Source organism: Trinickia camelliae (assembly GCF_053525655.1).
The window spans coordinates 192,113-211,329 of the sequence record NZ_JBCHAA010000004.1 but is presented as its reverse complement, the minus strand read 5'-3'; the positions used below and the strand labels follow the sequence as shown (position 1 = coordinate 211,329).

Below are 19,217 nucleotides of genomic sequence, written 5' to 3'. Positions count from 1 at the left end.
TTCCCGGCCCATCGACTGACCCGTCATCGCGGCCTGCCCATTGCCTCCGAGCCCATGAAACTTTCGCTTCGCGTCGGCGCTATCGCCACGCTCGCATGCGCCATCTCCGTTGCTTTCGCGCCCCGCCCTGCCGCCGCCGACGGTGACGACACGGCGCTCACCAATCTCATCGCCCTTGCCTCGCAACGTCTTGCACTCGCGGAGCCCGTCGCTCGCTGGAAGTGGGCCAACCACAAACCGATCACCGACGCGCCGCGCGAAGCTGCCTTGCTCGCCGATGTCGAAAAGCGCGCGTCGGCGACAGGCGTCGATCCCGCCTTCGCACGGGCGTTCTTCCAAGATCAGATCGACGCCAGCAAACAAGTGCAGAACGCCCTCTTCGATGGATGGCGCGCAACGCGACCGCCAGAAGGCACCCCTCCCGATCTCGCGACGAGCACGCGCCCGCAGCTCGACGAACTCACGAAGTCGATGCTCGCGGGACTCGCGCGCGTGCAGAGCATGCGCGATGCGCCGGATTGCCCATCGCGGGTGGCGCGCAGCATCGCGAACTGGAAAGCGCTGACGCGCTACGGCGCAACCGGCTCGAGCGCGCTCGCGACCGCGCTCGGCCACGTGTGCGCGGCGGGCGGCGTGGGCGCCGTGGGTTGAACCGTTGTTGGCGTGCTAGAGGGTAGCGACAACGCTGTCGCCGAGTGCGGTGACGCGCAATCCACGCGCCAGATGCGTCTGGAGAATTCGATAAGTCGACAATTCGAAATCGCTAGCCGCGCTGCCGGCGGCGAGCGTTGCCGCTTCCGCCAGCGACGCCGCGCAGCCGAGATAACGCCACCGATCGACCACATGAATCGAGGTGCGTGACGCTCCGTCCTCGCGCTCTTCGAAAACGATCGGGCCGTCGAACGGCCAGGGCGCATCAACGGGGTCGCTACGACTCACGCGCGGCTGCCGGTTATGAAGTGGACGCAGCGTGGCGATCCACTGCGCCTCGGCGAGTAGCGCGCCGACTTCCCCTCCCGTCTCACGCCATTCGACGCGGCGGATTTGCTGCGCGAGCCGCGTCTCCTTGGCCGAACGGCGCTCGCCGGACAGATGCGAGCGCACTCGCTGACGCAGACGCACGCTGCGGCCGACATACAACGGCACATCCGCTTCGCCATAGAACACATAGACGCCACAGCCCGCAGGGGCCGAGTCGAGCACGTCCTCCGTGATATCGCCCGCGAGCCGGAAGCGGCGAGTCGTGCGCTCGATGTGCTCGCGCAACACCTCGACGGGAACGAGCCCGTGCAGGCGCTGCCAGAACTGCCAAAGCAAATCGGCATCGGCGAGCGCGCGGTGCCGGGCGGACGGCACGAGCGCGTGACGGTCGACCAGCGCGTCAAGGCCATGACGCTTCTCGGCGGGATACAACGCCCGCGACAAGCGCACGGTGCAAAGAACGTCGGGGTTGAAACCCAGTCCGGCGCGACGGAACTCGCTGCGCAAGAAGCCACGATCGAAGCTCGCGTTATGGGCGACGAACAGTTTGCCTTCCAGGCGAGCAAACAGCTCAGGTGCTATTTCATCGAATGTGGGTGCGCCGCGCACCATGACATCAGTAATGCCGGTGAGCTGCTGGATGAACGGCGGAATCGGCTGTTGCGGGTCGACCAACGTGCTCCAGCGAGACACGCCAAGGGGGCCCGCCTCGACGACGCCGATCTCGGTGATCCGGTGCTCCGCAGTCGAACCGCCTGTGGTTTCCAAGTCTACAAAGGCAATGGGTATGTCTATAGCGGGGTTCGGCAGGTACGGATCGGACATGGGAAGAGCGATGGATGCGTCGGTGTGACGAAGTATGCACCAGGCGATGCTCGCCAGACGTGGCTGCTAGGGGATTTTTGCCGAAGCGCGACCGCCGCACCCTGAAATCGCGGCGATTAAAATCATCCGACGTTGGACCGATATTTCAGCCGGGCGAAGGATAAACCAGCATCGACTTTATTTCTAAAATCAGCCCCCTCTTCCGCTTCGAGAAACTCGATGCCCATAACGAAAGTATTAGAAATACATCACACGAAAACAGCATGGCTGCTTATTTATATTGATTATTTATCGGCGCACGTGCCGCGGAAGATCCGCGGCAACGCGTCTGCGAAAACGATTTCAGCCGATAGCTGCGTTGGCGCTGTGCGCCCGATGCGGCCGGCTCGCGAACCACACCGACAAACGCAAATAAAAAGCCCCCGTCGAACGGGGGCTTAGCACACTCGAAACCGAGCACTGCGGAGATCAGAGCGGGCGAATATTCGCTGCCTGCTTGCCCTTGGGGCCGGTCTTCACTTCAAAAGAGACGCGCTGGTTCTCTTTCAGAGATTTGAAGCCTTCCGAGCGAATTTCCGAAAAATGCGCAAACAGATCGTCGCCACCCGTATCGGATGTGATGAAGCCAAAGCCCTTAGCATCGTTAAACCATTTGACGACACCGGTTTCCATAATACTGTTTCCCTCGAGATTTTAATAAACGGCTCACGCCCACCGCTGAAAATACCAAAATCCGACTTTGCTGCGACCACATTGCCGCAGCAAAGCGACTGGCAAATCGAGCCTTGCTTTTATAAAGGCAACGATCAACGGCAGTCAAGTTATTTTTTGGGCGATGCTGAATGCATAGCGCGTGAACCGATGACGATTATCTGTTTCGCATAGCCGCACAAATAAGCTTTCATCCAATCAATTGCATGGCGATATTACTTGGGCGGGTCAACCGGTGCCGGATCAAGCGGGAAAACATACCGCAAACGTAACGAAGTATGTCTTTGGTAAGTGTTTCTACGGGTTGTTGCAGTAAAGCCGTCACATCATGATGCAAGTAGCTGGTTTGCATCTGGAGATTGCCATGCTGATGACTGACTTGAAGCGCTTGGTCTCGTGGTTTACCCGCTCACACCATGCAACAGAAGTGCGCACCGAGGCAGCGGCATCCAAGCGTCAGGCGTCCGTACTGGAATTCGACCCCGTATGGCACGGCGACCACTGGCAAAATCTGCTCTCTTCGCCAATGGATGCGCGGCATTATGTAATGGAAGATTGGACCACGACAGCAACACCCGCTTTTGAAGGCGCTGCGTCAACTGGAGTGCGCCGCGCACATCGCCGTACCCACTAATTAGTAGGGGCAAAAAAAAGCGCGACTGGAAGGTCGCGCCGACAAAGGTTTGGAGATCTTTTTCCGTCAACGAAAAAGTCTGCTTCGGAAAGCAGAGACCCAATTATAACGACGCGATAACACCCGATTATCGGCAATCGGGACAAACATCTATTTCAAGAGCATCAACAATTGGTCAGAGCTCGCCGAAAACTGTTGCTTTCGCGCCGCACTGCCTGTCACAAAAACACAACACCACGCGGTTGACTCCCCCGTCAAGCCCCCGCCGCCATCCCGAAAACCCTTGAGCAGCAAGGCTCCTCCGGGATAACCCCATCATTGCGCTATCCCAAATAGATTATTGCGCAAATCGAAATCGCATCTCGGACAACGGTCTATTTACACTCTGCCCTGTCTGGTGACGGCTGTCATTTGCACACCGGCACGCGGTCATGCGGTTCTTCTCTCGCAGCACGGCTGCGTGACATAAGGTTTCCTTCAAGACTGGGCAAGAAAGCCCGCTCTCCTATTCCGGAGCTCACAAAGATGAAAAAGACTCTTCTGGTCGCTGCCCTGTCGGGCGTTTTTGCAACCGCCGCTCACGCCCAAAGCAGCGTCACGCTGTACGGCCTGATCGACGCAGGCATCACGTACACGAACAACGCTAAGGGTCACTCCAACTGGCAAGAAACGAGCGGCGCGATCAACGGCAGCCGCTGGGGCCTGCGCGGTTCTGAAGACCTCGGTGGCGGTCTGAAGGCCATCTTCACGTTGGAAAACGGCTTCAACATCAACAGCGGCACGCTGGGCCAAGGTAGCCGTGAGTTCGGTCGTCAAGCATTCGTCGGTCTCGCAAGCGACCAATTCGGTTCCGTGACCCTCGGCCGTCAATACGACAGCCTGGTCGACTTCGTCGGCCCGCTGGCTCTGACCGGCACGCAATACGGCGGCACGTACTTCGCGCACCCGTTCGATAACGACAACCTGAACAATTCGTTCCGCGTGAACAACTCGATCAAGTTCACGAGCACGAACTACGCAGGCTTCAAGTTCGGCGCGTTGTATGGCTTCTCGAACGCCGCTGGCCAGTTCTCGAACAACCGCGTGATCAGCGCTGGTGCGTCGTACACCTACGGCGGCTTGAACGTCGGCGCTGGCTACCTGCAACTGAACAACACGTTCGGTGGCGGTACGTCGGCCCTGGGCCTCGCGGCAGTGAACGCCTCGGGCGCAATCTCGGGTGACAACACGCTGCTGGCTGGCAAGCAGCAGACCTGGGGTGCTGGCGCGAACTACGCGTTCGGCCCGGCAACGGTCGGCGTCGTGTACACGCAAACGAACCTGAGCCAAGGTTCGGGCATCAACTCGAGCACGGCGGGCAGCCAAACCATCAACTTCTTCGGCAACAGCGTTCACTTCCAGAACTTCGAACTGAACGGCCGTTATGCTCTGACGCCGGCACTGAGCCTCGCAAGCGCGTACACGTACACGCAAGCGAACTTCGGCGCAGGCTCGCTGCCGAAGTGGGGCCAATTCAACCTGCAAGCCGACTACGCGCTGTCGAAGCGTACGGACGTGTACCTGCAGGGTGAATACCAGCACGTGATGAACGACCAAGGCCTGCACGGTGAGACGATCGGCGCGATGATCAACAACACCACGAGCGGCGGCGGTGCTTCGACCACCAGCAACCAAGTTGCTGTGACGGCTGGCCTGCGTCACCGCTTCTAAGCTGCATCAGCATTACCGCAGTACAAAAGGCGCCGCTTGCGGCGCCTTTTTTCGTTTGCCGACAAAAGAAAATCGAACTATGCAGACGGATATCGTACATCCAGCACATCGATCGGCTCAGGCCCAGCCGGCGTATGCAACGTCACCGCATCGCCAACCCGGGATTTCAGCAGCGCACGCGCAATAGGCGAAATCCAGCTGACGTGCCCTTGATCGAGGTCGACCTCGTCGACGCCCACGATCGTGACCGTGTGCGATTCCCCATCCGCCGTCGCGTACTCGACGGTTGCACCGAAAAACACTTGATCGACGCTCTCCTGCTTGCTGCTGTCGACGACTTCGGCGAGATCAAGGCGCTTCGTGAGAAACCGTATGCGTCGATCGATTTCGCGCAGCCGGCGCTTCCCGTAGATGTAATCCCCGTTCTCTGAACGGTCCCCGTTCGATGCCGCCCACGACACCAGGCGCACCACTTCCGGCCGCTCGACATCGATCAGTTGCAGCAACTCATCGCGCAGGCGCTTGTGCCCTACGGGCGTGATGTAGTTTTTTGCGCCGGCCGGCATCTCCGGCTGTGCGACGTCGAGATCGTCGTCGGCGTCATCGCTCGACTCTTTGACAAAGGCTTTATTCATGGTGCGGACCACAACAAACGTACAACCACCAAGGTTACACGCGAAAGGCACCGCGCGAGAAAAAAGCGCTGATGGCTTCCCTTTTCCCGCGACTTTGCTATAATCTCATTTCTGCGTGCGGCTGTAGCTCAGTTGGATAGAGTACTTGGCTACGAACCAAGGGGTCGTGGGTTCGAATCCTGCCAGCCGCGCCACTCTTTTCAAGAGCCTTCGTTAGAAGGCTCTTTTGTTTCTCCGAAGTACCGCGTTGTACCGTTTTTGCGTGCGGCTGTAGCTCAGTTGGATAGAGTACTTGGCTACGAACCAAGGGGTCGTGGGTTCGAATCCTGCCAGCCGCGCCACCTATGAAGAAGGGCCTTCCATTCGGAAGGCCCTTTGTCTTTTCTGCCGCGTCTTTTGACGCCGCAGCCATTCGCCAGCTCCACCGCCAAAAGCCAAAGCGCTCAGAGCACCCGAGAGCGCCCCGAACAACACGCTAGTAGTCGGCCCGCTCGCGATCGATCCGCATCCCGCCATCGTGACGATGGTGCCCCTCTTCGCTCGGACGCTCGCGCGCAATTCGCATGACGTCCGGATTCGTGCGGACGCGCCGCATCACGTTCGCCAAGTGGACGCGATCGCTGACCTGAATGACGAAGCGAAGAACCGTCGATTCTTGCGATAGATCCTCATCCATGGCGATGTGGACGATGTTGGCATCGGCCGACGTGATATCGGCCGCCACGCGCGCGAACACGCCCTTGGTGTTCTTCACGAGCACCTTCACAGCCACATCGAACAGGCGCCCCGGCTGCGGCGCCCACGCCACGTCGATCCAGCGGCCCGGATCGCGACGATGGATGCGCTGCGCCACGCGGCAATCGGTCGTATGAATCGCCATACCCAGGCCGATGCCGATGTAGCCCATGATGTCGTCGCCCGGAATCGGGCGGCAGCACGCGGACAACTGCACCGACATGCCCTCGGTCCCCGTGATCACGACCGGAGGCGCATGATGGGCCGCGGCATGTTCCGCACGCGAATGCTCGTCCTCTCCGTCGCGGCCGCTCATCAGCACCTCGATGCGCTTCGCCATCACAGCGGCGACACGCCGGCCAAGCCCGATGTCCGCGAAGATTTCCTGGCGGTTCTTGTTGCCCGTCCATTGAACGAGCTTTTCCCAGACTTCCGGTTCGACGTCGGCGAGCGAAAAACCATAGCCCTTGAGGCTCTGGTCGACGAGCCGCTCACCCAGTTGCACCGATTCGTTCAGGCGCATCGTCTTCAAGTAATGCCGGATCGCCGAACGCGCCTTGCCAGTACGCACGAAGCCGAGCCACGCGGGATTCGGCTTCGAATACGGCGCCGTGATGACTTCGACGATATCGCCGCTCTTCAACTCGGTGCGCAGCGGCAGCAGTTCGTTGTTGATCTTCACCGCGACGCATTGATTGCCGAGGTCGCTGTGAATCGAGTACGCGAAATCGAGTGCAGTCGCGCCACGCGGCAGCGCCATGATCTTCGACTTCGGCGTAAACACGTAGACCGCGTCCGGGAACAGATCGATCTTGACGTGCTCGAGGAATTCGCTCGAATCGCCTGCTTCGCTTTGAATGTCGAGCAGCGACTTGAGCCACTGATGCGCGCGCTTCTGAACGTCGTTCAGATCCGCGCCGCCGTTCTTGTAGAGCCAGTGCGCGGCAACGCCTGCCTCCGCGATCTCGTGCATCTTGCGCGTGCGTATCTGGAATTCAATCGGCGCACCGAACGGCCCGACCAGCGTCGTATGCAGCGACTGATACCCGTTGACCTTCGGAATCGCGATGTAATCCTTGAACTTGCCCGGCACCGGCTTGTAGAGCGCATGCAGCGCGCCGATACACGTATAGCACTCGAGCGCGCTATCGACGACCACACGGAACCCGTACACGTCGAGCACCTGCGAGAACGACAACTGTTTGTCGCGCATCTTCTTGTAGATGCTGAAGATCGTCTTCTCGCGGCCGGTGACTTCGGCATCGATCTGCGCATCCGCAATCGCGCGCTGGACCGATTCGAGAATCTTACTGACGACCTCTCGCCGGTTGCCGCGCGCCGCCTTCACTGCCTTTTCGAGCGTGGCGTAGCGATGCGGATTGAAGTTCGCGAAGCTCAGGTCCTGCAGCTCGCGATAGGTGTTGTTCAGACCGAGCCGATGCGCGATCGGCGCATAGATATCGAGCGTCTCGCGCGCCACGCGCCGGCGCTTTTCGGGCGGCACCGCGCCGAGCGTGCGCATGTTGTGCAGCCGGTCCGCCAGCTTCACGAGGATCACGCGCACGTCGCGCGCCATCGCGAGCAGCATCTTGCGGAAGTTTTCCGCCTGCGCTTCTTCGCGATTGCGAAACTCCATCTTGTCGAGTTTCGACAAACCGTCGACCAGCTCCGCCACCTTCGCGCCGAACCGCTCCGCGAGCTCGGCCTTGGTGACGCCCTGATCCTCCATGACGTCGTGCAACAGCGCCGCCATGATCGACTGGTCGTCGAGCTTCCAGCCGGCGCAGATTTCCGCGACGGCGACAGGATGGGTGATGTAGGGTTCGCCGCTTTGGCGATATTGACCGAGGTGGGCTTCGTCGCTGAAATGGAACGCCGCCTTGACCTCTTTGATCTCATCCGGGCTCAGGTAGCCGGAGAGTGACGCCGTGAGCTTCGCAATCGATACGACATCGTGCTTGCGAGGCTGCTCCGGCGTCGCGGTCGGCCCGAACAGATGGCGAAACGACTGTTCGAGGACCGCGTCGATGTATTTGCGCGCAGCCGAGGGTGCGTCAGCTTCGTGGTCCGCGTCTGCGGAGGCGGACGATGGGGTAGTGCTCATATTCGCCTCCGTATCGGTTACGTTGCCGGGCTGCGCTTAGGTTCCACATGGCTGCCAAGGCATGCCGTGCGTTAAACCGGGACCTTCTTCAGCATCTCGACGCCGACCTGGCCGGCCGCGATTTCGCGCAGCGCCACGACGGTGGGCTTGTCGCGGCTTTCGATCTTCGGCGTGTGGCCTTGCGCGAGTTGACGCGCACGATACGTAGCGGCAAGCGCCAGCTCGAAACGGTTCGGGATTTGTTTCAGACAGTCTTCGACGGTGATGCGGGCCATGTTGGGAAATTCCTTCTCAGTATGTTGCTTATTCTACCTTATGTGCGCAAGCACCCACCTTCACTCGGCGTGTGGCAAGTGAATGCCCAGCTCGACGAAAAGCTGCGCATGCCGTGCGTATTGCGACGCGAAGCGCAGACGTGTCGCGGCAACGAGGCATTGCAGCTCCGCGAGCGCCTGATCAAAGTTTTCGTTGATCAATACGTACTCGGCTTCCGACGCATGAGCGATCTCGCTACCCGCGGCGAGCAGGCGCCGCGTGATCACGTTCGGCTCGTCCTGGCCGCGCTTTTTCAGGCGCACTTCGAGCGCTTCGAGCGACGGCGGCAGAATGAAAATCTCGACCGCGTTGCGGAACTGCTTTTTCACTTGCTGCGCGCCCTGCCAGTCGATTTCGAGCAGCACGTCGTGGCCGCTTTTCATCTGCTCTTCGATCCAGACGCGCGACGTCGCGTAGTAGTTGCCGTGCACTTCCGCGCTTTCGAGGAACTCGCCCTGCGCGTGGCGCGCGAGGAAATCGTCGACGGTCGTGAAATGGTAGTGCTGGCCGTCCTGCTCGCCCGGGCGCGGCTGGCGCGTCGTGTACGAAATCGACAGACAGATCGCCGAATCTTTCGCGAGCAGCGCGTTCACGAGCGTCGACTTGCCGGCGCCCGAGGGCGCAACGACCATGAACAGGTTGCCGGGATAAACGCCCGCGTACGGATTGCGCGGCGCCTTGCGCGCGCCGCTGCCTGTGCTCGCTTCGTGCGGTTGTTGCGGTTGGTGGGTGTGGTCGGTCATGAGCGTGGTTACTCCAGGTTCTGTACTTGTTCGCGCATCTGTTCGATCAAGAGCTTCAACGTCATCGACGAGTCGGCCAGTTCCTTCGCGGCCGCCTTCGAGCCGAGCGTGTTCGCTTCGCGATTGAGTTCCTGCATCATGAAGTCGAGCCGCTTGCCGACCTTGCCGCCCTTCTCGATCACGTGGCGCGTTTCATTCAAATGTGCGGTGAGGCGCGAGAGCTCCTCGGCAATATCGATGCGAATGCCGTACATCGTCACTTCCTGACGGATGCGCTCGGCAATTTCCTCACGCGAGACGATCGTCGCGGCCGTATCCGGCGCTGCGATACCCAGCGCTTCCTGCAGTCGCTCGACGATCTTCTGCTGATGCTTGGTGATCAACTCCGGCACGAGCGGCGTAATGCGCTGCACGATCGCTTCCATCTCGGTGACGTTGTTGAGCAGCATCGTGGCGAGCTGCGCGCCTTCGCGCGCGCGCACGTCGATCAGCTCGTGGATCGCCTGCTTGCCGCACGCGAGCACCGCCTCGCGCAGCGTCTCCGGCGACACGCCGCTCTCGGCGAGCACGCCCGGCCAACGCAGGATTTCGCCGGTACGCATGCGCTCGGCGTCAGGGAACGATTCGAGCACCGCGCGCTCGAGCGCGGCGAGCTGTTCCAGGGCGTCGCGATTGAGCGAGCCGGTCGTCGCCGTCTGCTCGCTGCGCTGCAGGTTGATCCGGATATCGACTTTGCCGCGCGAGAGCTTGTTCATCAGCATTTCGCGCAGCGTCGGCTCGCATGCCCGCACGTCTTCGGGCATGCGGAAGTTGAGGTCGAGGAAGCGCGAATTCACCGTGCGCAGCTCAACCGATACGCTCACGCCGCCATTGCCCGCCGCGGCCGCGAGTTCGCGCGTTGCGCTCGCGTAGCCTGTCATGCTGTAGATCATCGTTCGTCTCTCGATCGATAGAGGCCGCTGCCGGCCGTTTGTTTGGAGACGCCCGGCGCGTACGAGGCGCAAGGCGTTGAACGCGCATTATCCCATTTTTACCGATTGCGCTTGGTCGAAGCCAGCGGCATCGGCCCGATGCGATCAGCGGTAAAATCCTGGCTTTCCCCTTCCCCTTTTCGCGACTCTCTCCCGACTATGTCCGACACCCTCCAGCGCCCCAGCGGGCGGCGCGCCGACGCCTTGCGCAACGTGCGCATCACGCGCCACTACACGAAGCATGCGGAAGGCTCGGTGCTCGTCGAATTCGGCGACACGAAAGTGATCTGCACGGCGAGCATCGCCGAGCGCGTGCCCGAATTCCTGCGCGATCGCGGCCAAGGATGGCTCACCGCCGAATACGGCATGCTGCCGCGCGCGACGCACACGCGCAGCGATCGTGAAGCCGCGCGCGGCAAGCAGACCGGACGCACGCAGGAAATCCAGCGCCTGATCGGCCGCGCATTGCGCTCGGTGTTCGATCTCCAGAAGCTCGGCCCGCGCACGCTGCACATCGACTGCGACGTGATCCAGGCCGACGGCGGCACGCGCACCGCGAGCATCACGGGCGCGTTCGTCGCCGCGCATGACGCGGTCGCGAAACTGCTCGCGGCCGGCCGCATCGACAAGTCGCCGATCACCGATTACGTGGCCGCGATTTCGGTCGGCGTCTACGAGGGCACGCCCGTGCTCGACCTGGACTACGACGAAGATTCGCAGTGCGACACGGACATGAACGTCGTCATGACGGGCGACGGCGGCTTCGTCGAAGTTCAGGGCACGGCCGAAGGCGTGCCGTTTTCGCGCGACGAAATGAACACGCTGCTCGATCTCGCGCAAAGCGGTATTACGCAGTTGATCCAGAAACAGAAGGAAGCGCTGGAGAGCCAAGGTGAGTGATCAATTGCAATCGCAGCAACCGCAATCGGGCGCCAACGCGCCGCTCAAGCGCGTCGTGCTCGCGTCGAACAACGCCGGCAAGCTGCGCGAATTCGCGGCGCTCGCAAGCGCTGCCGGCATCGAGCTGGTCGCGCAAGGCGAGCTGGGCGTCACCGAAGCGAAAGAGCCGCATCCGACGTTTGTCGAAAACGCGCTCGCCAAGGCCCGCCACGCCGCGAAGTCGACCGGCCTGCCCGCGCTCGCCGACGATTCCGGCCTGTGCGTGCGCGCGCTGCGCGGCGCTCCCGGCGTCTATTCGGCGCGCTACGCTCAGTTGGCCGGCGGCGAAAAGAGCGATGCGGCCAACAACGCGCGCCTCATCGAGCAACTAAAGGACGAAGCCGATCGCCGTGGCTACTACTACTGCGTGCTCGCGCTCGTGCGCCACGCGGACGACCCCGAACCGCTGATCGCCGAAGGTCGCTGGTACGGCGAAATCCTCGATGCGCCGCGCGGCGCAAACGGCTTCGGCTACGACCCGTACTTTTTCATCCCGCGGCTGAACGCGAGCGCCGCGGAACTCGACCCCGCCGTGAAGAATTCGTGCAGCCACCGCGCGCTTGCCTTGCGCGCGTTGCTGGCGCGGTTGTCGGAGGAAGTATGAACAGCCCCCACGCTCACATTCGATCGCTGTCGACCGGAGTTGGCGCTTTAGCGCTTACTCCGGTCCCATGCAAAGCTCCCCCCGAGGGGGCGGCGGCCTCCCTTGGGACGGCCCTGCGGGAGGCCACGTGAGTACGCCATCGATCGGCGCCGGCGTGATCAAGGCGTTCGTCGCACCGGGCAGCATTCGCCTCACCTCGCTGCCGCCGCTCGCGCTCTACGTGCATTTCCCGTGGTGCGTGCGCAAGTGTCCGTATTGCGATTTCAACTCGCATGAGTGGAAAGGCGAACGCTTTCCGGAAGACGAGTATCTCGACGCGCTGCGCGCCGATCTCGAGCACGCTCTGCCGCTCGTCTGGGGACGGCAGGTGCATACCGTGTTCATCGGCGGCGGCACGCCGAGCTTGCTGTCGGCGCGCGGGCTCGACCGGCTGCTCTCCGACGTGCGCGCGCTGCTGCCGCTCGACGCCGATGCCGAGATCACGCTCGAGGCCAATCCCGGCACCTTCGAAGCCGAGAAGTTCGCGCAGTTTCGCGCGAGCGGCGTCAATCGGCTGTCGGTCGGCATCCAGAGCTTCAACGAGGCGCATTTGAAAGCGCTCGGCCGGATCCACGATACTTCGCAAGCGCATCACGCCGTCGAGATCGCCGCCAAGCATTTCGACAACTTCAATCTCGACCTGATGTTCGCGCTGCCGCAGCAGACGCTCGATGAATGCCGCGCCGATATCGAAACGGCGCTGTCGTTCGCGCCGCCGCACTTGTCGCTGTATCACCTGACGCTCGAGCCGAACACGCTGTTCGCGAAGTTCCCGCCCGCGCTGCCCGACGACGATGCGTCCGCCGACATGCAGGACTGGATTCACGAGCGCACCACCGAAGCCGGTTACGAGCGCTACGAGGTGTCGGCCTATGCGAAGCCGCACCGGCAATGCAAGCACAACCTCAATTACTGGCGTTTCGGCGACTACCTCGGCATCGGCGCCGGCGCGCACACGAAGCTGTCGTTTCCGAACCGGATCGTGCGCCAGGCGCGCTACAAGCATCCGGCCACCTTCATCGAAGAAGCACGCGCGGGGAAGCCGGTTCAGGAAGAGCATGAAGTCGGCGCGCACGATTTGCCGTTCGAATTCATGCTGAACGCGCTGCGGCTGGTCGAAGGGTTTCCGGTGCATCGCTTCATCGAGCGCACCGGGCTGCCGATGACGTCGATCGAGCCGGCATTGCAGGAAGCGGAGCGGCGCGGGCTCATCACGCGCGACTACGAAAAGATTGCGCCGACGCCGCTTGGGCAGCGCTTCCTCAACGACCTGCAGGAACTCTTCCTGAAAGACAAGAGCGAATAAACGGCGTTCTGCGAAGGCCGCCGCGCGGTTTGCGCTACAATAGCGCCCCTTGGAGGGCTGGCAGAGCGGTTGAATGCACCGGTCTTGAAAACCGGCAAGGCTTTACGGCCTTCGTGGGTTCGAATCCCACGCCCTCCGCCACAACACACGAAATCCCCGTCGATCAATTGGTCCACGGGGATTTTTATTTGCCGGCGCGCGCAGTGCACGTCCAAGAGACCAGTCTGCAACCTGTCAAAGCGCCCAGGTTTCCTCTATGCCGAATAGCGGCTAAAAAGCGCATGGCGCATCGCGGCATCCCTCATTTCGAGTGCATCGCCGTTTCGTTTCGCCGCTTTTGCCATCGGGGAGAACCATGAATCAACTTGATTTGCTCGAATCGAGAATCGAAGAACAGCACGAAAAGCTTGCGCATCATCCGGTATTCGGCGCCATTCGGGACATGGAGGAATTGCGCACGTTCATGGAATGGCACGTGTTCGCGGTGTGGGATTTCATGTCGCTCGTCAAACGCCTGCAAGCCGACCTGACGACGGTCACCGTGCCGTGGACCGCGCCGCGCAGCGCCGCCGCCGCGCGTCTCATCAACGAAATCGTGCTCGGCGAGGAATCCGACGAGACGCCGCTCGGCCACATGAGCCACTTCGACCTGTATCTGCACGCGATGCGCGACGTCGGCGCGTCGACCGAACGCGTCGAGCACATGGTCTCGCTGCTGCGCTCGGGCTTCACCGTGTCGGCGGCGCTGGCGGCCGTCGACGCGCCGGCGCCCGTGCGCCGCTTTGTCGACGCCACCCTGGCCGTCTGCGTGAACGGCGAGACGCATCAGGTGCTCGGCAACTTCTTCTACGGCCGCGAAAACGTCATTCCCGACATGTTCCGCACGCTGCTCGATCAATGGCAGATCGACCGTGCTTCGATTCCGCTTCTCGCTTACTACCTCGATCGCCACATCGAAGTCGATTCCGGCGAGCACGGTCCCGCGGCGCGCGCGATGATTCGCGAAGCGGCCGGCGACGATCTCTCGCGACAGGCGCACGCGCTCGTTGCCGGGCTCGACGCGATCGACGAACGCCTCGCGCTCTGGGACGGCCTCCTCGCTCATCTCGCCGAGACGCGCGCGTCCGTCGAGTGACGTACGTTCGGGCGGCATCGCGGAAAGATTAAAACCGCCCGATCGACACGAGACAGACACGAGATCGACACAAAACGCGCGCGCAATGCACAGCGATGTAACCGCTCGACGAATAGCGGTACCGCTCGGGTACGCGCGCGTACGCAATGAGAGCGAATGCGGATGCGGCCTGCCGCACGATTGACTACGCTTTAATCACGCCCTCAACAAGAACGGCAGAGGACCATGATCTCCGATCTCTCTCGCACTCGCTCCGCGCGCGCCGGCGGAGCTTGGCGCTTCGCTGCGCTCGGCGCCGCGCTTGCCTTGTCCGGATGCGCGTTCACTTTCACGCCACCCGGACAGCCGCCGGCGGCTGCGCTGCCGCCGCCGGCCGCGGTCAACAGCGCCACGCTCGACCAGTACCGCGCCGCGGTCGCGCAGCGCATCGCCGAGCGCAACCCGTCGTATGTCCTGCAAGGCACGCCACAGGCGATGCTGCGCTCGCTCGTCGTCGTGTCGTTCACCGTCGACCGCGACGGGCGCGTGCTCCAGTCCGCGGTGTTCCGGACCAACGGCGACGACGAAGCCGAGAGCACGGCGCTCGCCACGCTGCGCCGCGCGTCGCCGCTGCCGCAGCCGCCGGTCAAACTGCTCAACGGCCGCGGGCAGTTGGAGCTGTTCGAGGACTGGCTCTTCAACGACAACGGTAAGTTCCAATTGCGCGAGCTCGCGTCGCCGCAGTCGCAAACGATCGATTGAGACGCGCCGACGAGAACGCGCGCCACGGCACGTTCAGCACGCGCCGCGGTGCGCGTTGGCGCGCCTCGCGCGCGCTCGATATAATTTTTCGATCCGCCCGCCGGGGTTCTCCGGCACCGCTCCCGGCGCCCGCCTATCCGGTTCGCGCGCCGGCGGGCATCATCGCCGCCCTTACCGCATCGCGGTAGTATCGATTCCGCCCAACTCGAACAACAGACGCTCAGCAGCCAACGCGATTGGACACGTTTGCCTTCTCGCCGCAAACCGGCGACGCGAACCAGCCCAATGCTTGCGCTTGCGTCACGACATCCGGAGACCTCATGTCCTCTTCACCGTCATCGCGCGCCGTGGCATCCGCGCCCGACGCCGCTCAAACCAGCCGCTCGCGCGTCATCTTCGCGAGCTTCATCGGCACCGCGATCGAGTTCTACGACTTCTACGTCTACGCGACGGCTGCCGCGCTCGTCATCGGCCCCGTGTTCTTCCCGCACGGCTCGGCCACGGCGCAGGCGCTCTCGGCATTCGTCACGTTCGGCATCGCGTTCGTCGCGCGGCCGATCGGCTCGTTCCTGTTCGGCCACTTCGGCGACCGCATCGGCCGCAAATCGACGCTCGTCGCCTCGCTGCTCGTGATGGGCGTCTCGACGACGCTGATCGGCATCGTGCCGGGCTACGACGCGATCGGCAGCCTCGCGCCGATCCTGCTGTGCGTCCTGCGTTTCGGCCAGGGCATCGGCCTCGGCGGCGAATGGGGCGGCGCGGCGCTGCTCGCGACCGAAAACGCGCCGGCCGGCAAGCGCGGCTGGTTCGGGATGTTTCCGCAACTGGGGCCGTCGGTCGGTTTTCTGGCGTCGAACGGGCTTTTCTTCGGCTTGGCGCTCACGCTCTCGGACGCGCAGTTCAAGAGCTGGGGCTGGCGCGTGCCGTTCCTCGTCTCCGCCGTGCTCGTCGCGCTCGGGCTTTACGTGCGGCTCAAGATCGCCGAGACGCCCGCGTTCCAGGCGGCCATCGAACGGCAGGAGCGCGTGCGCGTGCCGGTCGCGGCGCTCGTCGCGCATCATTGGTGGCCGACCTTGCTCGGCGCGTTCGCGATGATCGTCTGCTACACGCTCTTCTATATCTCGACGGTGTTCTCGCTGTCGTATGGCGTGTCGACGCTGCACTTCTCGCGCCAGAGCTTTCTCGGCATGCTGTGCTTCGCGGTGGTCTTCATGGCGCTCGCGACGCCGCTCTCCGCCTGGGCCAGCGACCGCTACGGCCGCAAGCCCGTGCTGATCGTGGGCATCGTCGCGGCGATTCTGTCGGGATTCACGATGGCGCCGCTGCTCGGCAGCGGGTCGATGCCGCTCGTCGCGCTGTTCCTGACGATCGAGCTGTTCCTGATGGGCATCACGTTCGCGCCGATGGGCGCGCTCTTGCCGGAGCTGTTCCCGACCCACGTGCGTTACACCGGCGCGGGGGTCTCGTATAACCTCGGCGGGATTCTCGGCGCGTCCGTCGCGCCGTATATCGCGCAGTTGCTCGCCGCGCACGGCGGGCTCTCCTGGGTGGGCGCGTATGTGTCTGCCGCCGCTGGGCTAAGCCTCATCGGCGTGCTCTGCATGCGCGAAACGCGCGACGCGAAGCTGATGTAAGCGGTGCTTCGCCGGTAAATCGGGACCAAGCCTTGCGGCTTCGGTCCCCCTCCCTGCCCCGCTTGCACGGCGGGCGAAACCACCTTTCCTAAGTGGTTTTCCCGTGTTGCTGCGGTTTTTTGCCTGCCTATACTGAATTCGCGAGCTGAATTCGCCTGTCCACGAATAAGAAACGCGCCACGCGCCGAAATCCAGCGAATCAACGGGAGCCAACGATGAACATTCATCTTCACAACGCGGACATCGTGGCCATCATTGCGCTTGCGCTCTTGGGCGCCTTGCTTCTTGCGATCCGCTTTCGTCCTCAGACGTGGCGCGGCATTGTCGTCGAGGCCGTGCTCGCGAACGCGGCGGCGATTGCCGCCGTCGTCGCGTTCGAGGCGCTCGTGTCCTGACGACGTTTGTTACGCTCGGCCGGGGCCTCGCACGTCATCGTCAGGCCCGGGCTGCCTGCATGCGCCGAACCCCCGTTCAGCGATAGTAGTAGCCGCCGTGGCCGTAGTAGCCTCCGTAGTAGTAGCCCGGGGCCGGAGCCACGACGCAGCCCCCGAGTGCCGCTGCGAGCAGCACGCCTGCAATCAGTGTCATATAGCGTTTCACTTCCTTCTCCTGTCGTATCGGTATGGGTCCGAGTGCCCCTCGAACGCTTCCGATTAAATATGAGATGGAGGGCCGCATCCGTTGCAAGTTGTAAGTGCAAGCCAGCCGTCTATTACACGAAATGGCCCTGCCGCCGCGCAAGCCGCGACGCGGCAAGCGCCGCCGCTACGCAACGCCAACGATTGGCGACAGTTTTAACAACTATGTAATGCGACGGATCGGCGAGCGCGGTCCATCAAACGCGCATCGCCGACGCGGCCCGCGCATGACGAGCCTCACGGCTGAGCGTGCATATGCGCAGGTATAATCGACGCTTTGAATCTCAGGCACCCAATGGCCCGAGTTACCCTCCCCAACTCCTTCGCCGTCCGCCGCGCCCGGCAAATCTGGCGCCGCTACGGCATCTTCTGGCTCGGCGCGATCGCCGTCGGTCTAACGGCCGTTCTGTACGCGAGGCTCATCGATTGGGGATACGACGCGTTCCGTTCGATGCAGCATCAGCATGCGTGGCTGCCGCTCATCGTGACGCCGGCCGTCGCCGCCCTCGCGGTCTGGCTCACGCGCAAGTTCTTTCGCGGCGCCGAAGGCAGCGGGATTCCGCAGGTCATCGCGACGCTCCACGCCGGCACCACCACGCTCGGCCCGCGCCTGCTCTCGCTCAAGATTCTTCTCGGCAAGATCGCCATCTCGTTCCTCGGCATCCTGGGCGGCTTCACGATCGGCCGTGAAGGCCCGACCGTACAGGTCGGGGCGGCGATGATGTTCAATCTGCGGCGGTTCTATCCGCGCTCGAACGCCATGATCGAGCGCCAGCTCGTGATGGCGGGCGCGGCGGCGGGCTTGTCGGCGGCGTTCAACACGCCGCTCGCGGGGATCGTCTTCGCCATCGAGGAATTGACGCGCAGCTTCGAAGCGCGCGCGAGCGGCGTGCTGATCACCGCGATCATCATCGCCGGTGTAATCGCACTCGGCTTGAACGGCAACTACACCTATTTCGGCACGATCCAGATCGGCGCGCACTTTCCGAAGCTGCTCGCCGTGGCCGTGCTGCTCACCGCGATCGTGACCGGCATCGCGGGCGGCTTCTTCTGCTGGCTGCTGCTCAATACGTCGCGCTGGATTCCGCCGCAGCTCGCGCAACTGCAGCGCGACAAGCCGGTTCAATTCGCCGCGCTGTGCGGGCTGATCATCGCGGTCGTGGGCCTGGTGTCGGGCGGCAACACGTTCGGCAGCGGCTACGCGGAAGCGCGTGGCCTGCTCGACGGGCATGAGCAACTGTCCGTGTTCTATCCGTTCCTGAAGATGATCTCGATGGTCGGCTCGTATTTGCCGGGCATCCCTGGCGGGATCTTCGCGCCGTCGCTATCGATCGGCGCGGGCTTCGGCAATCTGCTGCATCTCGTGTTCGACAGCATGCAGCTGCAGATGCTGATCGCGCTGGCGATGGTCGGCTATCTGGCCGCCGTCACGCAATCGCCGATTACGTCGTTCGTGATCGTGATGGAGATGATCAACGGGCATGCGCTCGTGATCTCGCTGATGGCGACTGCGCTGATTTCGAGCCGCGTCTCGCGGTTCTTCGCGCCGCCGCTCTACGAGACGCTCGCGCACCGCTACATGACGCTGCTCGCGCCGGCAGCGCCGACTGCGACAGCAGGACCGGGAGGCGTCCCCGAACCGGCAGAACCGGCAACGCCGGGCGAGGACGAAGTGGCGGCCGAAACGGCGCCGCCGGAAGACACGCCGCGTCAGTAAATCACGACCGGCGCCGGGCGGACGACCACCGGCCGCGCCGGCACGACGATGCAGCCAGCCAGCGTCACGGCAACCAGCACAGCGGCAAAAAGCGTTCTTT

The 19,217-nt window shown here is 62.8% G+C and carries 19 protein-coding genes and 3 tRNA genes; 14 read left to right on the top strand and 8 right to left on the bottom strand.

All coding sequences use genetic code 11. From position 1 onward, the window contains the following. Window positions 1–54 precede the first annotated feature (54 nt). Window positions 55–651, top strand: a complete 597-nt coding sequence (locus AAHK20_RS09285; RefSeq protein WP_449181163.1) for a chorismate mutase — start codon at window positions 55–57, stop codon at window positions 649–651. 15 nt (window positions 652–666) lie between these two features. Here the strand turns inward: AAHK20_RS09285 and AAHK20_RS09280 are convergent, their stop codons facing one another. Further along, window positions 667–1,806, bottom strand: a complete 1,140-nt coding sequence (locus tag AAHK20_RS09280) for an exonuclease domain-containing protein (protein WP_449181162.1) — start codon at window positions 1,804–1,806, stop codon at window positions 667–669. A 468-nt stretch (window positions 1,807–2,274) separates the two neighbouring features. Next, a complete protein-coding gene (locus AAHK20_RS09275; protein WP_137333437.1) occupies window positions 2,275–2,478 on the bottom strand; it encodes a cold-shock protein in 204 nt (67 codons plus the stop codon). A 367-nt stretch (window positions 2,479–2,845) separates the two neighbouring features. Between AAHK20_RS09275 and AAHK20_RS09270 the strand changes: the two genes are divergently transcribed. Beyond that, window positions 2,846–3,151, top strand: coding sequence for a hypothetical protein (locus AAHK20_RS09270; protein WP_449181161.1), 306 nt, complete (start codon window positions 2,846–2,848; stop codon window positions 3,149–3,151). Between the two features lie 525 nt (window positions 3,152–3,676). Beyond that, window positions 3,677–4,861 carry a porin gene (locus AAHK20_RS09265; RefSeq protein WP_449181160.1) on the top strand — a complete coding sequence of 395 codons (1,185 nt, stop codon included), beginning with the start codon at window positions 3,677–3,679 and terminating at the stop codon, window positions 4,859–4,861. A gap of 77 nt (window positions 4,862–4,938) precedes the next feature. On the opposite strand, the gene greB is transcribed toward AAHK20_RS09265, so the two are convergent. Continuing rightward, a complete protein-coding gene (gene greB / locus AAHK20_RS09260; protein WP_449181159.1) occupies window positions 4,939–5,496 on the bottom strand; it encodes a transcription elongation factor GreB in 558 nt (185 codons plus the stop codon). 117 nt (window positions 5,497–5,613) lie between these two features. Here greB and AAHK20_RS09255 point away from each other — a divergent pair. Continuing rightward, window positions 5,614–5,690 (top strand) — tRNA-Arg (locus tag AAHK20_RS09255). 70 nt (window positions 5,691–5,760) lie between these two features. After that, a tRNA-Arg gene (locus tag AAHK20_RS09250) sits at window positions 5,761–5,837 on the top strand. Between the two features lie 134 nt (window positions 5,838–5,971). On the opposite strand, the gene AAHK20_RS09245 is transcribed toward AAHK20_RS09250, so the two are convergent. The 4 genes from AAHK20_RS09245 to AAHK20_RS09230 form a co-directional block, all read right to left on the bottom strand. After that, entirely contained in the window at window positions 5,972–8,335 is a 2,364-nt protein-coding gene (locus AAHK20_RS09245; protein ID WP_449181158.1) for a RelA/SpoT family protein, read from the bottom strand. Between the two features lie 71 nt (window positions 8,336–8,406). After that, window positions 8,407–8,610 (bottom strand): DNA-directed RNA polymerase subunit omega, encoded by a 204-nt coding sequence (rpoZ, locus tag AAHK20_RS09240; protein ID WP_006025620.1) that lies wholly within the window; start codon window positions 8,608–8,610, stop codon window positions 8,407–8,409. 60 nt (window positions 8,611–8,670) lie between these two features. Then, entirely contained in the window at window positions 8,671–9,393 is a 723-nt protein-coding gene (gmk, locus tag AAHK20_RS09235) for a guanylate kinase (protein ID WP_449181157.1), read from the bottom strand. 8 nt (window positions 9,394–9,401) lie between these two features. Beyond that, a complete protein-coding gene (locus AAHK20_RS09230) occupies window positions 9,402–10,325 on the bottom strand; it encodes a YicC/YloC family endoribonuclease (protein ID WP_449181156.1) in 924 nt (307 codons plus the stop codon). Between the two features lie 198 nt (window positions 10,326–10,523). On the opposite strand from AAHK20_RS09230, the gene rph reads away from it, so the two are divergent. The 8 genes from rph (at window position 10,524) to AAHK20_RS09190 (ending at window position 17,157) form a co-directional block, all read left to right on the top strand. Further along, complete coding sequence (rph, locus tag AAHK20_RS09225) at window positions 10,524–11,264, top strand: ribonuclease PH (protein ID WP_449181155.1); 741 nt, start codon at window positions 10,524–10,526, stop codon at window positions 11,262–11,264. Further along, window positions 11,257–11,907: an RdgB/HAM1 family non-canonical purine NTP pyrophosphatase gene (gene rdgB, locus AAHK20_RS09220; protein WP_449181154.1), complete on the top strand. Its 651-nt coding sequence runs from the start codon at window positions 11,257–11,259 to the stop codon at window positions 11,905–11,907. The genes rph and rdgB overlap by 8 nt, the downstream gene beginning before the upstream one ends. A gap of 67 nt (window positions 11,908–11,974) precedes the next feature. Then, window positions 11,975–13,252, top strand: a complete 1,278-nt coding sequence (gene hemW, locus AAHK20_RS09215) for a radical SAM family heme chaperone HemW (protein WP_449181153.1) — start codon at window positions 11,975–11,977, stop codon at window positions 13,250–13,252. A 51-nt stretch (window positions 13,253–13,303) separates the two neighbouring features. Further along, window positions 13,304–13,393, top strand: a tRNA-Ser gene (locus tag AAHK20_RS09210). Window positions 13,394–13,607: 214 nt separating this feature from the next. Next, on the top strand, window positions 13,608–14,387 hold the full coding sequence (locus tag AAHK20_RS09205) for a DUF3050 domain-containing protein (RefSeq protein WP_449181152.1): 780 nt from the start codon (window positions 13,608–13,610) through the stop codon (window positions 14,385–14,387). 225 nt (window positions 14,388–14,612) lie between these two features. Next, a complete protein-coding gene (locus AAHK20_RS09200; protein ID WP_449181151.1) occupies window positions 14,613–15,128 on the top strand; it encodes an energy transducer TonB family protein in 516 nt (171 codons plus the stop codon). Window positions 15,129–15,448: 320 nt separating this feature from the next. After that, the gene (locus AAHK20_RS09195; protein WP_449181150.1) at window positions 15,449–16,762 is read left to right on the top strand and encodes an MFS transporter; all 1,314 of its coding nucleotides are present in this window, start codon (window positions 15,449–15,451) and stop codon (window positions 16,760–16,762) included. A gap of 215 nt (window positions 16,763–16,977) precedes the next feature. Further along, window positions 16,978–17,157 carry a hypothetical protein gene (locus AAHK20_RS09190; RefSeq protein ID WP_449181149.1) on the top strand — a complete coding sequence of 60 codons (180 nt, stop codon included), beginning with the start codon at window positions 16,978–16,980 and terminating at the stop codon, window positions 17,155–17,157. A gap of 76 nt (window positions 17,158–17,233) precedes the next feature. Here the strand turns inward: AAHK20_RS09190 and AAHK20_RS09185 are convergent, their stop codons facing one another. Further along, window positions 17,234–17,362: a hypothetical protein gene (locus AAHK20_RS09185; RefSeq protein ID WP_302674736.1), complete on the bottom strand. Its 129-nt coding sequence runs from the start codon at window positions 17,360–17,362 to the stop codon at window positions 17,234–17,236. Window positions 17,363–17,695: 333 nt separating this feature from the next. Between AAHK20_RS09185 and AAHK20_RS09180 the strand changes: the two genes are divergently transcribed. Continuing rightward, window positions 17,696–19,117: a chloride channel protein gene (locus AAHK20_RS09180; protein ID WP_449181148.1), complete on the top strand. Its 1,422-nt coding sequence runs from the start codon at window positions 17,696–17,698 to the stop codon at window positions 19,115–19,117. The last annotated feature ends 100 nt before the right edge of the window (window positions 19,118–19,217 follow it).